This is a genomic window from Methanoculleus sp. MH98A (genome assembly GCF_000691865.1).
GTDB lineage: Archaea > Halobacteriota > Methanomicrobia > Methanomicrobiales > Methanoculleaceae > Methanoculleus.
The window spans coordinates 120,611-135,061 of record NZ_JMIO01000006.1 but is presented as its reverse complement, the minus strand read 5'-3'; the positions used below and the strand labels follow the sequence as shown (position 1 = coordinate 135,061).

Below are 14,451 nucleotides of genomic sequence, written 5' to 3'. Positions count from 1 at the left end.
GCTCAACTGCTTTTGTTGCCTCGTTGGACCCCTTCTTCACCTTACCGGTGTCCCTTGCTATCTCAAGGGCTTCAAGAGCCTTATTCTGGATCTCTTCCGGAATCTCGAATTTTACATATGCCTTTGCCATAACTCACCTCTTTCAGGTGCAGCCCTCTGCTGCTCCGTCATCATTCATCAGTAGCGTAGCTGATCGAATGCGCTCTATTATGTCAATAAGAGGAGAGATAAAGGTTTGTCATTCTCCCCCGTTTTTGGAGGTAGGGTTCCGTCGTTTTCGTGCCTGCCCGCATGGACGTGGCCGCAGACGGTTTACGTGGGGATCCGATAGATCTGGACTCCCTGCGCATCATAGATGAGTTCGAGCGCATCCGTCGGGATCGAGACGGCGTAGCGTTCGCGCTCTTCCGCACCCACGTACAGCAGGGTGGCGTCGTAGGCCTGCGCAAGGTCGACGGTCCGGTCGGGCTGCTCGTATATTGTCCGCACGTCGGCGCTCCGCTCGCCGATGTGGCCTTCGTCGCCCCGCCACATGTACTCGTGGAAGGGCATCCCGATGACGGCCGGGATCCCGGTGAACGAGGAGACCCGTGAATAGTAGGTGTAATCGCCACCCTCCGCCTCGACGATGACGTGGTCGCCGGGGAGGGTCCGGAGGAACGCGATCGCCGCCGCATCCCCCGGGTGCGAGCCTTCGAGGTATGCCGCCCCGTCGAGGGTGTGGCTCCCGTAGCCGAAGTCGACGTTGATCGCGAAGGGCGCGACGAGGAGCAGCACGGCGGCCAGTGCCGGGAGCGCCTTCTCCATCCGGGCGGAGATGTGCCGGTCGACCCCGGCGCCCCGGAGCCATTCGCCGACGACGGCGAGGCTCGCCGTCCCCATCAGGAACCATGCCGGGAGGTAGAACTTGAAGACCGTGTTCATCCGGAAGTAGGTCTCTCCCATGTTGTCCACGAGGTAGATGAGTTCGGTGACGAGGACGATCACAAGCCCGAGCATGGCAAGCGTTTCGACTGCCGTAAAGCGGCGGCGGGCGAGAAGGTAGACCAGCGGGACGGCGGCGATGGCCGCGGCCGGGTAGCCGGCGAGCACGAACGGCACCGCGGCGAGCAGGAGGTAGGGGCGTCTCCGGATATCCGGTGCGCAGTACGCGATCAGCACCGCGAGGAAGAACCCGTGAACCAGCAGGAACTCCACCGGTGCGGAGGGAGCGGGTACGATCGCGACTCCCGCGACGCCGGGGCTGTTGAGCTGCAGGTAGAACGGGAGATATGTCGCGATCGCGAGCGGCGGCACCGCTGCAAGCACCATCCAGGAGTTCAGGCTGTCCAACCGAAGATTCCCGTAGCGCCACCATATCAGGAGGCCGAAGGCCAGCGTGACCGGGGCGTAGACCAGCACGTCCCAGGAGTTGAACCCGGGCATCGACCCGAGGGAGAGGGCGGTAAGCCCGCAGAGGAGTGTTCGCCCCCGCATGGAGACGGTCCCCCACCGCATGTAAGCGAAGACCAGGAGAAAGAGCAGGAACCCCTGATTGAAGAAACTCATGACGTGCGGGTGCACGTCGCCCCAGAGCATCGAGAAGATGGGATACTCGTTGATGGTGTTCTCGATCGTCCGGGTGCTCCCCCAGAGGACGTCGAACCAGGCGTCCCCGATCAGGATATGGTAGATTGCCGAAGGGTTCGGGAGGAAGAGCGCAACCACCGGGAGCCACCGGTAACGATCGAGGACGAGGTGCCCGAGGGCGTAGAGTGAGACGACGGCAAGACCGAGCACCGTCGGGAGTGCGAGGTTGAAGGCGATCGTCGAAGGCACGCCGGATACAAGCCCGAGCACCCCATCCATCCAGTAGCCGAGGTAGTAGTAGACGTCCAGCGTCCCCCCCGCGTACCAGGGATCGAGCGGCGGGACGGTGGGCACCCGCATGATCGATGCGAGGATCGCGTGATCCATGAACTTCTCGGCGTAGGAGATGCTCGGGTTGATCCAGCGCACCTCGAGCATGAAGAGGAAGGGGAGCAGGAAGGCGAGGTCCCAGGTGAGCGCGGACCGCAGCCGCTCCCTCGTGAAGAACCGGCGCGACCCTGCATACGCTACTCCGGCCACAAACGGCAGGAGGCCGAGCACGATCGGAAGGCCTGAGAGGCCCAGGTACCACGTACCGAGCGTGAAGAGGAGAATCGACGCCGGGTATGCCGCGGCTGCCGAGAGGCTGCCGAGGGTGCGGTCGAGCGCCGGCCAGACGGCGAGATGGAGCATTTTGACGACCGCAAGCCAGAGCAGCACGGGAACGAGAAACTCAACCGCCAAACGTATCCTCCGTCTCGATCTCCCTGTTGAATGCTCTCTTCAGGAGGTTCATCGACCAGTCGCCGAAGTAGTAGATCGACCCGACGCCCCCGACGAGCGTGACCAGGTTCTTGATCAGGTGGTCGATGACCGCTATCAGCGTTGTCGTGACCGCCGGGGTTCCCGCGAGCCCGAACGTCAGAGCGAGCGCGAGTTCGTAGGTCCCCACCCCTCCCGGGGTGATTGGAACCGCCTTGACGAGGTTGCCGATGACGATCGCGAGGACGACGACGGCAAACGGGATCGTCTCCTGGAACATCAGGACGACCGCGTAGCAGACCAGCACGTCGACGAGCCATATCAGGAGTGACGAGCCGCTGAGCATGGCGAGGGCCCGGGGATTGAGGGAGGCCCGCTTCACCTCATCAAGCATCCTCTGGATGGCGGCGACGATCCGGTTCCCCGACTCCACCCTGCCCGACCAGAGGAGCACGGCGAAGAAGACGCCCCCTGCGGCGAGGGGGACGACGATGACCGTGATGAACCAGTCGGGGACGTCGAGAACAGCGAGGACGAACGGGAGCGCGACGACACCGAGTACCGCGATCATCAGGATATCGAAGACACGCTCGACGACGAGGGAGGAGAATCCCTGCGAGTAGGTGGCGTCATCTTCGTGCTTTAAGATGAGCATCCGCACGAAATCACCGAGGCGCGCGGGGACGATGAGGTTCGCCGTCTGGGAGATGAATATGCAGGCGGTCGAGAACCAGAGGTCTTTTCTGACGTCGAGCCCCTGCAGGATGAACCGGTACCGGTACCCCCGGAGGATCCAGGCGGTGACGCAGATCCCGACGGCGGCAAAGAGGAAGGGTATTACGGCGTGCTCGAGCGTCAGCAGGAGTTCGTCCCATACTCGGTAGAGCATGTAGGCGACGATTCCGACCGCGATCAGGGTGGGGATGACGACCGCGCTAACTTTTTTCCACATGGAGCCGCCACCAGAGACGAAGAATCGCCGATCCCATCTCAACTACGTCTTTTCTCCGTACCGTCGTCCCCTCTCCCTGCCGCCATTGCACAGGGAACTCCCGTATCCGGTAACCATTCTTCTGTGCCCGAACCAGCACCTCGGTGTCCCAGAACCAGTGATCGGCGGTCACCGACGGGATCAGCGAGAGGAGGCGGTCACGCCGGAACGCCTTGAACCCGCACTGGTGATCGCAGAGCGAACTCCCGAGGATTGTCCTGACAAGCGTGTTATAACCGCGACTCGCAATCTCCCGCCCGCCGCTCCGTACGATGACGCTTTCGGGAAGGAGGCGGGAGCCCGTTGCAATGTCGTTGCCGTCGCGGATGGCCTCGACCAGTTCGGGGAGGTGCTGCATGTCGGTGGCGAGATCGACGTCGTAGTAGCAGACAATAGATCCCGACGCCCCGGCAAACGCGCGGTTGAGCGCCCGTCCCCGCCCGAGCCGCTCGTCGGAGTGGAGCAGGCGGACACGGGGGTCTTTGGCCTCGCACTCCCTGACGAACTCCGTGCTCCCGTCGGTGCTCCCGTCCTCGGCGACGATCAACTCGAACCTCCCCGGAGCGATCGCCTCGAGCGTCTCGAGCGACCGCGGTATCGCGGTCTTGAGCGCTAAAAGATCGTTGTAGACCGGAAGGACGGCGCTCACCTCGACCTCATGCATCCGGATACCTCGCGAGAACCCTCTTCGCCGCTTCCTGACCGGCGACGACCGAACCGTTCATGCTCCGCTCCGGGTAATTCGGAGGGCTGAACATCCCGGCGAGGAAGAGTCCATGCTCTTCGTAGTCGGGCAGTCGGTTCTTGAGCCCGGTCGTGTAGACCGGGCCGGCATACGGGTCGACCGCGAGCCGGTGCCAGTGGACTTCGCGTTCACTGACGGAGAATCGCCGGCAGAAGTCGGCAAGCATCGAATGTTCGAATCCTTCCGGGAGCCGCCCGGTGAAGTAGGATGCAAGGTAGACGATATGCTCGCCGTACCACTCGAGCGGGGCGAAGTTGGTGTGCGAGACCACCGCACCGTAAGGGGCGGCATCCTTCATGTTCAGCCAGTATATTCCGTCGGTCACGTCCCGGTCGAGCGCGAGGGTCATGCAGGCGGCGCCTGGTAGGGAATTCTGGCGATATCGAGACCGGCAAGGTCCGCGGTCACCTGCGGGGGGAGCGTCGATACGACGGCATCGTAAGATTTCCCGTCGACGACCCAGCCGTCGCCCTCCCGCCGGATCTCTTCGACGGGAGTGTCCGGCACGATCGAGGCGCCCCGTCGTGTCGCCTCTTCTTCGAGCCGCGCGACGAAGTGCCGGAACCCCCCTTTCAGGTAGCCCAGGCGCTCGCCCCCGGCACCCCGGTCGGATCGGATGGCGATGCGGGATATGAGCCAGGCAGCGGAAACCTCGCCGGCACGGTCGCCGAACTTGCTTTTTAAGAGCGGCTCGAAAAACGAGGAGTAAACCCCGGAACCGAGGTTATCCAGGATGAAATCCTTCGCGGTGATTCCGTCGAGCGCCTGGACGTCGAACCGGCGGGAGCGCAGGGTCAGCAGGCCGAGACGGGCCTTTTCCATGAGCGTGAGGTGGGGGTAGCGCAGGATCTCGGTCGGGGTGGTGAGCGGGTGGATGGTTCCGTCGACGTAGTAGCCGGTGGATCCTCGAAGCCATACCAGCCGATCGGCCACCTGCAGCGCATCGAAGAGGTCGAGCAGGGCGGCATCACCGGCAAAACAATGGTGGTAATACTCCTCGATCCAGTAATCCCCGATCCGGTACGAACCGAGGCAGCCGCCCGGAACCGGCTTTCGCTCGAAGAGATCCACCTGGTGTGTCCCGGCGAGTTCGAGAGCCGAGACCAGACCGGATAGACCTCCCCCCACAACGCAGATCTTCATTACTCACCCCTACGTATGAAAATTATAAGAACACTTTTGGGTTATAATGTATGTATGGTCTTTATACATAAGCGTGGATATAATTAATTAGTCAATATGAGGGTGTGAAGCTGAATGAGGGTCTTCTTCATAGGATTCGGTCAGGCTGGGGGCAAAATTGTCGATATGTTCATCGAACAGGACAAACGAATGCAGACCCAGAGTTTCAGGGGAATCGCCGTAAATACGGCGCGTACCGACCTGATGGGACTGAAGAACATCGAGCTCAAAGACCGGCTCCTGATCGGCCAGACCGTGGTGAAAGGCCATGGTGTCGGGACCGACAACGTGACCGGTGCGCGGGTGACCGCCGATGAGATTGATGCCATCATCAACGCCGTCGATTCGCGCGGTACGCACGACATCGATGCCTTTGTCATCATCGCCGGTCTCGGCGGCGGAACCGGCTCGGGGGGTTCGCCGGTGCTCGCCCGCCACTTAAAGCGCATCTACCGGGAACCGGTTTACGCGATTGGCATCCTGCCTGCCCCTGAGGAAGGCCGGCTCTATTCGTACAACGCAGCGCGTTCCCTGAGCACCCTGGTGAACGAGGCGGATAATACCTTCATCTTCGATAACAGTGCCTGGAAGAATGAAGGGGAAAGCGTCAAGGATGCCTATAGCCGGCTGAATGACGAGATCGTCCGCCGCTTCGGGGTGCTGTTCCGTGCAGGCGAAGTCGGCAAGGGGGGTGTCGGCGAGATGGTGGTGGACTCGAGCGAGGTCATCAACACTCTCCGGGGTGGCGGCATCAGCACCGTCGGGTACGCCATCAGCGAGAAGATCAGTCCGCGCACGAAGCAGAGCCAGGGGATCTTCTCCAGCCTGGTGCGCAAGAAGGAGAGGACCGAAGAGGTGCTGACCGGGGAGGACAAGTCGGCGAAGATCATCGCTCTCGTCAGGCGTGCCATGCTCGGACGCCTCACCCTGCCGTGCGACTACTCTACTGCCGAGCGGGGCCTCGTTCTCCTCGCGGGCCCGTCGGAGGAGATGGACAGGAAGGGCGTCGAGAAGTCGAAGAGCTGGGTGGAGGAGAACATCGCCGGTGTCGAGGTGCGTGGCGGGGATTACCCGGTGCAGAGCGAGTATGTCGCTGCGGTGGTGGTTCTTGCGACGATCGGGAACGCTCCCCGGATCACCGATCTCCTCGAGATTGCGAAGTCCACGAAGGAAGATGTCCTGAAGTCGAAGGAGAAGCGCTCGACCATGTTCGACGACGGTATCGAGCCGTTGTTCGAGTGAGGAGACGTTATGAAGGGATACATTGGCAGATGGCTTATTCTCCTGCTGGCACTGGTCTGTGTCGCGCAGGCGGCATCGGCATTCGACATCAAGACGGAGACCGTCAACCCCGCGAGCGGCGCTCTCGAACCGGGCCAGCAGGTGAACGCGCGGTACGTGCTCACCTACGATATGATTACCGACACCGGGAATGACGAGACGTTCGAGTTCAGCACCGGACTGCAGAATCCCGTCTGGGACTTCATCGTCTACCGCGACGGAGTCGCCATCTACACCACCAAAAAGACCGGGTACTACCCGGTTCTGACGGAGTTCGAGATCGCTTACGGTGACGGCGATATCGAGCTGGATGCTCAGGTGCGGGGGGTTGTCCCGTCGACCGGGAACACAAAGGTTCTGGTGACCAAGATCGAGCACCTGCGGGATGAGGATGTGAGGGACACTCACTCCTTGACCCGCGACGTCGTGAACGCGGCCCAGGTCGAGGGTTCTCTTGCCACCCAGCAGCAGCGTCTCAAGGACCTGAAGGCCGACATCGATGAGAAAGCTGCAGACGGGGTGGATGTCGCCGCCGTCCAGGCCGAGTACAACGCCGCGAGCCAGGCGCTCACCAGCGCTGCGTCGGCAGGCCCGTCACAGGCATCGAGTTACATCGCCAGCGCCAAGACCGACATAGACGAGGCGATTGCGCTCCTCGATAAGGCATGGGCCGAGAAATCGGTCGCCGACACCGGTGCGGCAATCGAGTCCCTCGACGGGATGATCACCTACTTCGTCGAGAACCGCTCTATGAGTGCCGACCCGCAGGTGGTCGCCATCATGACCAAGCGCGAGAGCGCCGTCCAGTTCTACACCCAGGCCCAGGACAACCTGAACGCCGAGAATTATCCGCTGGCGCGCTCTAAGGCGGGAGACGGCCTGAATAAGGCGAACGAGGCCCTGACCGATGCGAACGCGCTCCGGGAGAAGATCGGTGAGGGGTTCGGCCTTGGAGGTGACCTCCTCCTCTACATCGGCATCGGGGTTGTCATCGTCCTCGTTGTCGCGGGGGTTGTTCTCTACCGGAAGAAGGCCGGCTGGGACGAGCTCGGATAGTCCCTGGCGAAAACCCCTCTCTCTTTTTCCACCCTCGGTGTTTTTCCAATTTACATCAGGTTTCCTTGGACGATGTCTGTATATTCTTGTTGACTTCCGGTGCGCGTTCGATTGTTGCCGGGGAGCCCGTCTCAAAATGCCCCGGTGCAGTGGACCGTGGCCCCCTCCCCAGACGCGATATTCCCTCGAAATCCGTGTCTGGGGCGCAATTGATGACTCTCCCATGAGGTTTTCAACAATGCCCCAGTTTAGAAGAACGATGTCCTGAAGAGACAGTGCTTGAGAAGACCGAAGGTCTTCGATGGTTGCCCCCGGCAGAGGTATTTTCCCGTTTTGATAACTCTGTTTGCAACACAACGAAGGCTTTCGGCCTTCTCGAACTTCTGTCTCGAAACCTTTTGAGTTTCTCAAGCTCCGGTTCTAACAGACCGTCGCACGTTCCGACAGTCGCACCTCGCACCTAACGGTGCTCACGCTCACTGCGTTCGCGCCTCAAAGGCCTTCGGCCTTCTCGTGCTCCGTTCCTGTCGGAACATCGCACCTCGAACCCTCGGTGCTCACGCTCACTGCGTTCGCGCCTCAAAGGCCTTCGGCCTTCTCGTGCTCCGTTCCTGTCGGAACATCGCACCTCGAACCCTCGGTGCTTGAATTCCGGAGGTTGAGAGAACCAAAGGACGCGAAACCGCGAAGAGAGGTGGAGAGGAGCGTGTTGGGGCACACCTGAAATTCGCGCTCTTAACGATTAGGACATGTTACGCCATCAGCACTGACGATGTATGTGACTCACGGGTCAATGACCCGTGAATCCCCCGGCCTCCCGGCGGCCTCATGGGTCTCAGGCGGTCGCGGGAACCCTCGAGAAGACCTCGAGGTTCCTGCTCCCCACCTTTCCGTCCCGCAGGAAGTAATACTCGGGCAGCCTGTCCTTGTTCTCCTCGTATGAGAACCAGTAGTTCAACCGGTAGGTCTCCTTCACGTAGCCGTCGAGAGTCGGGTAGGTGTCCGCGTCGTGGGTGATCACGACGTCGAAATCTCCCCCGTATATCGTCGGCTCGCTCACCTTCTGGCTGTAATAAGCAAGCTTCGAGGCGCTATCCCCGCGGTAGTACCAGGGGAGCGGCCAGTAGGAGTCGGTCGCGACCGCCACCTTATCCGCGGCATCGATCTTCGCGAAGACCTCCCGCAGGTCTTCGGAGTTCTGCACCTGCACGATGGGCTCGTTGATATCCGCCGGGGTGTATGCCACGTGGAACGTCATGGCGACCAGGAAGATCCCTGCCACGACTGCGACGACCGCCTTCTTCGTGGTCATCATATAGACCGCGACGAAGATCATGGGCAGGAGCTGGTGGAGGATCAGCCACGGCACCTTCTCGCCGATGTAGGCGTAGACTCCAAGCGAAAGAATCATCCAGAAGATGGCGAACCTCGCGAACTCCTTCTGCCGGTCGATCGGCCGGAGTTCCCCGGTGCCCGAGAGGATCTCGCGGAGCCGGTCTTTGAAGCCCTGAGTATGTTCTATGGGTTGGGCTGCAGCCTCAGGGGGCGCTTCTTCCTCTGTCTCGGCCCCTTCTGTCCCCCCGGGGTTCTCTGCGTGATTTATTCTCCTCTCCCTCCAGCGGGAGACGATGCCGGGGATATCGACGAACTGCAGGACCCCGACCACGGCAAGGATCAGGATCGGCACCTCGTAGAGGAGAAAGAGCAGGATGTAGAAGTACGGTGGCCCTCCGAGGCGCTGGGCCTGGTGCATCGAGGTCCAGTGCTCGATAGCCCGGAGCCACCCGTCCATGAGCACCTCGGGATGGGCGCCGAACGACGAGTAGAGGATCGCCATGATCCCGACCGCGACGAGGGCGCCGAGCGCGAGATCCCGGATCCAGCGTTTCGGGAGCCGGACTTTCCTCGTCCAGACCAGGTAAAGGAGGTACGCCCCGAAGATCAGGACGATGATCGGCATGTTCTCCTTCGCGGTCATCCCGAACCCGATCGCCGCCCCGGCGATGAGCGCGTACTGCACCTTGTGCCGCTCGAAGTAGTAGAGGAGGGCGACGAGGAGCACCATCGTAAAGAAGACGATGAAGACGTCGTTTCGGAGAAACCGTGAGAAGTAGACCATGTTCGGCGATACGGCGAGGAAGAGCGCTGCTACCAGGGTCTGCTTCTTATCGAGATAGCCGAGCCTGTATATCGGGTAGACCAGCGGGACGAGCAGGGTGCCGAGCAGCGCCGGGAAGAGCCGGCCCACCAGATCGGAGTCTCCAAGAAGCGAGAAGATCCCGGCCGTCACGTAGTAGAGGAACGGCCCGTGGTACATGGGATCGTAGGTATACGTCCCTTCGGTTAGGAGCCGATAGGAGAACCACGCGTGGATGGCCTCGTCGTGGTGAAACAACTTTACGTCGAGCGAGTAAAAACGGAGGGCAATTGTGGCCAGAAATATGAGGAGAAAAAGCCCCTCAAATGAGAGCAGTCGTTCACGGAATCCTGCCGCGAACACGGCGGCCTTCACGCCGCACTCACCTCAACTCTCCAGCACAATCTCAATGCCGATGTCTTTTGGAACCTGAATGCGCATCAGCTGGCGCAGCGCACGCTCGTCGGCATCGATGTCGATGAGCCTCTTGTGCACCCGCATCTGCCAGCGATCCCAGGTTGCGGTACCTTCGCCGTCAGGGCTCTTCCTGGTGGGGACCACGAGTTTCTTCGTGGGCAGCGGGATCGGACCTGCCAGATTGACGCCGGTACGCTCTGCTATCTCTTTGATCCGGTCGCAGACCATCTCGATTTTTTCGAAGTCGGTTCCGGAAAGACGTATTCTGGCCTTCTGCATGTTTAACCACCAAAAAATTATAGGTACCTTCTTATCTCATCTGCTTGGGCGTGATGTCCATGCATACGCCTGCCGCAATGGTGGATCCCATATCACGGACGGCGAACCTGCCGAGCTGCGGGATCTCTTTGACCTTCTCGATGACCATGGGCTGGGTGGGCCTGATCTTGACGATTGCAGCGTCGCCGGTCTTGAGGAACGTGGGGTTCTCTTCCTTGACCTGGCCGGTCCGCGGGTCGAGTTTCTTCATGAGCTCGACGAAGGAGCATGCGATCTGGGCGGTGTGGCAGTGGAAGACCGGGGTGTACCCCACGGTCAGGGCGCTCGGGTGGTGGAGCACGACGACCTGCGCGATGAACTCCTCTGCAACGGTCGGCGGGACGTCGGAGGGACCGCAGACGTCGCCACGGCGGATGTCACCCTTGCCGATACCACGGACGTTGAACCCGACGTTGTCGCCGGGGAGTGCCTGCGGGATCTCCTCGTGGTGCATCTCGATGGACTTGACCTCACCTTCCTTGTTCGCGGGCATGAAGCTGACCTTCATTCCCTTCTTCATGATACCGGTTTCGACGCGGCCGACGGGCACGGTTCCGATACCGGAGATGGAGTAGACGTCCTGGATGGGGAGACGCATGGGCAGGTTCGTGGGCTTTTCGGGCTCGCTGAGCGCGTTGAGTGCGTCGAGCACCGTCGGGCCCTTGTACCAGGGAGTGTTCTCGCTCTTCTTCGCGATGTTGTCGCCGACGAACGCGCTCATCGGGATGAAACTGATGTCGTCGGGCTTGTAGCCGACCATCTTGAGCAGCTGGGAGAGCTGTTCCTTGACCTCGTTGTAGCGCTTCTCGTCGTACTTGGCGGCATCCATCTTGTTGATGCCGATGATCAGCTGGTTGATGCCGAGCGTACGGGAAAGGAAGACGTGCTCCTTGGTCTGCTCCATCACGCCGTCGGGTGCGGCGACGACCAGCAGTGCAGCGTCTGCCTGGGATGCGCCCGTGATCATGTTCTTGACGAAGTCACGGTGCCCGGGGCAGTCCACGACGGTGAAGTAGTACTTGTCCGTGTCGAACCGCTTGTGGGCGATATCGATGGTGATACCGCGCTCACGCTCTTCCTTGAGGCTGTCCATGACCCAGGCGAACTCGAACGAGCCCTTACCCTTGGATTCGGCCTCCTTCCTGAACGACTCGATGATGTGGGGCGGTACGGTTCCGGTCTCAAAGAGTAACCGACCGACGGTGGTAGACTTCCCGTGGTCGATGTGTCCGATAACTGCTAAATTCATGTGGGGCTTCTCAGCTGCCATAGTTTGTATCCTCCACTCAAATAGGCCTGTCAGCTCGAACAGCCTGCTTATGCGAGTATCTTATACATATGACGTCTACCATATAAAGCATTTCTATGCGCGTCGATACCGCGCATCCTCCAAAAACCCCCGGCAATCGACAGAATCTTATTCTCGGGAAATCTACGTTCCTCGTACCATGAAGATACTTGAGTTTCACCGTGACGATGCAAGTGACCGGGTGACGGTGACATGCGCAGATCGCGAGGTGTCGGTCCACTCCCACTGTGGTTACTGCAGGCACTGTGCGGGTGTCCGGGTGGGCAAACGGACGATCCCGACGCCGCAGCGCCAGGCTCTCTCCGGTGTCCGGCAGGGCGGCAACCCCGACGAGAATCTGTTAAACGCAGCCATGATGTTCAACACCCTTGTCCGGGACGGCACTGCTATCGAGTGTGAGGACGACGCGGGTGAAGGGTTCTCTTCGATGTACGGCCGCTAGATCCCGGCGCCGGACTCTCCTTTGTTACTCCGCTGCCGGGACTTCCGGCCCGAACTCTTTTCGGATCTCCTCTGCGAACTTATCGTATCCAATCTCGTCCATCTGGTCGGCGAGGGGCCGGCCGCTCCATGCGGTGCGGTAGACCCAGTAGACGATACGGTCGACGACCTCGACGACCTCCTCCTCGGTCTCGACGGTGACGAGTTCCCTTCCTGCGGCGGGAGAGGCTCCGCGCCGGCCCCCGACCGTGATCTGGTAGTGGGCGTACTCGGACTTCAGGAGGTTATAGGGACAGGAGTGGATGCAGATGCCGCACTGGACGCATTTGCTCTCGTCGAGAACCGATATGCCGTTCTTGAGTGCTATGGCGCACTGCTTGCAGTACTCCACGCAGGTGCCGCACCCCGTGCAGAGTCCCTCGATACGCAGCGGCCGGATCCTGCCGATGATCCCGATGTCGTTTAAGAGCGGGCTGTTGCACATGTAGGTGCAGCCGGATATGGCGATGCGGAGCCGTATCGGGAGTTCCTTGCCGAATACCCGCTCGTCGATCTTCCGGGCGAGATCGATCGTCTCGCAGTTGGCGTACTTGCACCGTTCCGTGCCCGGACAGGCCATGATGTTGACGACCTCGTTCTGCTCCGCCCCGATGGGCGTCCCGTTCTTCTCGAGGGCCTTTGCGATTATTACGAGGTTATCGGGGTTCACGTGCGGGATCTCCACCGTCTGGCGCATGGTGAGGTGGAGCGAGCCGTCGCCGTATTTCTCGCTGATTTTTGCGAGTTGCTTGACCTGCGCCGCGGAGAGGACCCCCGCCGGGACCCGCAGCCGTACCGTCGCATAGTCCGCGTTCCGCTCGGTGATAATCCCTCCCCGTGAGTAGAGAGTACGGTCCTGCATCATTCTACAATAGTAGCGGTCGCCGGGGTAAAAAAGGTGATTACGGGAGAACGAGGAGGAGAATGATCCCTGCCCGAACGATCTCGTTTGCGGCGCCGACGACGTCGCCATTGACGCCGCCGAAGAGCCGCCGGGCGAGGGCGAGCATCAGTGCGGCGATGACGGCCGTGGCTGCGAGGGCGAGCGCGATCGTTATCTGCGGCACCGGCAGCAGGAAGAGCGGAAGCGCGAGCAGGATGGCCGGTACCGGGAACCACGGTTTTGCAAACCCATGAAGGTAGGAGTGGATCCCCTCCCGGAACGGCGTGCCGAGCGTGGTGAGCAAGGACATCGCGACCTTCGCGCAGACTTCGGCGATGAGGATGGCCGCCGGGAGGTTTGCAGCGGTCTGGAGTCCGGCGAACAAGAGAAGTGTGACGATGATCCCCGCCGCAACGGCCCCGGCCCCGGTCGTCCGGTCGGTCATGGCCGCGACCCTCTTCTCCCGGCTCCCGTGAGCCATGAGCCCGTCGCCGAAGTCCAGCAGCCCGTCGAAGTGGTTGCACCCGGAGAGGAGAAGCACCACGGCGACGGCGACGGCCGCGCCCACCACGGGGGATGCTATCCAGCAGGTGATGCCTGCCGCTACCCCGCCGATGACGTACCCGGCGAGCGGGTAGAGGTAGGAGCGGCGGGCGAAGTGCTCGAAGTCGACCGGTCTCCCGAGTGGGAGCGAGGTGCAGAACTGCAGGAGGGCAACGACGGACTTCACATCGATCCCATCGACTCGCTGTAGAGGCGCGACGTGCAGCCGGCGATCAGCCCGGCGACGGCGTCGTCGAGGAACGGCCCGAGTTTGCTCAGGATCCCCGGCTTCTTCTGGTCGTAGCGGGTGAACTCGAACCGTGCGTAGGTCCCCCCGATCACCTCGGCGATGGCCGTCCCGATGATCTCGTCGGAGAGGAGGAAGACCGGGTCGTCGGCGATCTCGGAGTCTTTCCGCTTCACGTAGAGTTCGTCCTCGAGCAGGAGGGCCCCGAGGAGGAGCGATGATATGTTTGGATCCTCAAGCGCCTTCACGATCTTTGCGTCAAGCCTGCGCGCGGCCTCATCCGCCCCTATCCCGTGGGGGACGTAGAGTTCCATCGCGGCGCCGACGATATCTCTCCTTACGATGCCCTTCTCTTCCAGCCTGCGCTCTATCTCGAACATTGTTCAGGTATTGGAGCCCTGAGGTATTTCGGCGTTTGGATTTAACGACTGCCGGTGTTCGAGAACCCCGAAGAGTTTCGAGTGGAGCTTGAGTCTGATTCGGCGCGAGGCACAGTGAGAGAGGGGGGCTCAGTCTCACGCGAAGCCGCGA

The 14,451-nt window shown here is 61.2% G+C and carries 14 protein-coding genes and 1 pseudogene; 3 read left to right on the top strand and 12 right to left on the bottom strand.

From position 1 onward, the window contains the following. The 6 genes and pseudogenes from rpl7ae to EI28_RS15375 all read right to left on the bottom strand — a co-directional run. Positions 1–130, bottom strand: a pseudogene (rpl7ae, locus tag EI28_RS01415) (50S ribosomal protein L7ae); the annotation flags it as partial. A 182-nt stretch (positions 131–312) separates the two neighbouring features. Further along, positions 313–2,313 carry a DUF2298 domain-containing protein gene (locus EI28_RS01410; protein WP_231476521.1) on the bottom strand — a complete coding sequence of 667 codons (2,001 nt, stop codon included), beginning with the start codon at positions 2,311–2,313 and terminating at the stop codon, positions 313–315. Further along, complete coding sequence (locus tag EI28_RS01405) at positions 2,303–3,283, bottom strand: lysylphosphatidylglycerol synthase transmembrane domain-containing protein (protein ID WP_048112027.1); 981 nt, start codon at positions 3,281–3,283, stop codon at positions 2,303–2,305. The genes EI28_RS01410 and EI28_RS01405 overlap by 11 nt, the downstream gene beginning before the upstream one ends. Then, positions 3,267–3,986 (bottom strand): dolichyl-phosphate beta-glucosyltransferase, encoded by a 720-nt coding sequence (locus EI28_RS01400; protein WP_048112025.1) that lies wholly within the window; start codon positions 3,984–3,986, stop codon positions 3,267–3,269. Before EI28_RS01400 ends, EI28_RS01405 begins: the two co-directional genes overlap by 17 nt. After that, positions 3,979–4,416, bottom strand: coding sequence for an FAD-dependent oxidoreductase (locus EI28_RS15380; protein ID WP_369792232.1), 438 nt, complete (start codon positions 4,414–4,416; stop codon positions 3,979–3,981). Before EI28_RS15380 ends, EI28_RS01400 begins: the two co-directional genes overlap by 8 nt. Beyond that, the gene (locus EI28_RS15375) at positions 4,413–5,210 is read right to left on the bottom strand and encodes an FAD-dependent oxidoreductase (RefSeq protein ID WP_369792231.1); all 798 of its coding nucleotides are present in this window, start codon (positions 5,208–5,210) and stop codon (positions 4,413–4,415) included. The genes EI28_RS15380 and EI28_RS15375 overlap by 4 nt, the downstream gene beginning before the upstream one ends. A gap of 114 nt (positions 5,211–5,324) precedes the next feature. Here EI28_RS15375 and EI28_RS01390 point away from each other — a divergent pair, with 114 nt between their 5' ends. Continuing rightward, positions 5,325–6,491 (top strand): tubulin/FtsZ family protein, encoded by a 1,167-nt coding sequence (locus EI28_RS01390; RefSeq protein ID WP_048112023.1) that lies wholly within the window; start codon positions 5,325–5,327, stop codon positions 6,489–6,491. Between the two features lie 9 nt (positions 6,492–6,500). Continuing rightward, on the top strand, positions 6,501–7,586 hold the full coding sequence (locus EI28_RS01385; RefSeq protein WP_048112021.1) for a hypothetical protein: 1,086 nt from the start codon (positions 6,501–6,503) through the stop codon (positions 7,584–7,586). An 835-nt stretch (positions 7,587–8,421) separates the two neighbouring features. Here the strand turns inward: EI28_RS01385 and EI28_RS01380 are convergent. The 3 genes from EI28_RS01380 to tuf are packed head-to-tail and all read right to left on the bottom strand — an operon-like array spanning position 8,422 to position 11,728. After that, positions 8,422–10,098 (bottom strand): flippase activity-associated protein Agl23, encoded by a 1,677-nt coding sequence (locus EI28_RS01380; protein WP_048112019.1) that lies wholly within the window; start codon positions 10,096–10,098, stop codon positions 8,422–8,424. 12 nt (positions 10,099–10,110) lie between these two features. Next, a complete protein-coding gene (gene rpsJ, locus EI28_RS01375; RefSeq protein ID WP_011843573.1) occupies positions 10,111–10,419 on the bottom strand; it encodes a 30S ribosomal protein S10 in 309 nt (102 codons plus the stop codon). 31 nt (positions 10,420–10,450) lie between these two features. Continuing rightward, positions 10,451–11,728 carry a translation elongation factor EF-1 subunit alpha gene (gene tuf / locus EI28_RS01370; RefSeq protein ID WP_048112018.1) on the bottom strand — a complete coding sequence of 426 codons (1,278 nt, stop codon included), beginning with the start codon at positions 11,726–11,728 and terminating at the stop codon, positions 10,451–10,453. Between the two features lie 178 nt (positions 11,729–11,906). Here tuf and EI28_RS01365 point away from each other — a divergent pair, with 178 nt between their 5' ends. After that, positions 11,907–12,209 (top strand): hypothetical protein, encoded by a 303-nt coding sequence (locus EI28_RS01365; protein ID WP_011843575.1) that lies wholly within the window; start codon positions 11,907–11,909, stop codon positions 12,207–12,209. A 24-nt stretch (positions 12,210–12,233) separates the two neighbouring features. On the opposite strand, the gene EI28_RS01360 is transcribed toward EI28_RS01365, so the two are convergent. From EI28_RS01360 to EI28_RS01350, 3 genes are read right to left on the bottom strand one after another with little or no spacing between them, the layout of a single operon-like run. Then, positions 12,234–13,109, bottom strand: coding sequence for a 4Fe-4S binding protein (locus EI28_RS01360; RefSeq protein ID WP_082223043.1), 876 nt, complete (start codon positions 13,107–13,109; stop codon positions 12,234–12,236). Between the two features lie 40 nt (positions 13,110–13,149). Then, entirely contained in the window at positions 13,150–13,860 is a 711-nt protein-coding gene (cobS, locus tag EI28_RS01355; protein ID WP_048112015.1) for an adenosylcobinamide-GDP ribazoletransferase, read from the bottom strand. After that, complete coding sequence (locus EI28_RS01350) at positions 13,857–14,300, bottom strand: phosphatidylglycerophosphatase A (protein WP_048112013.1); 444 nt, start codon at positions 14,298–14,300, stop codon at positions 13,857–13,859. The genes cobS and EI28_RS01350 overlap by 4 nt, the downstream gene beginning before the upstream one ends. Between the last annotated feature and the right edge of the window lie 151 nt (positions 14,301–14,451).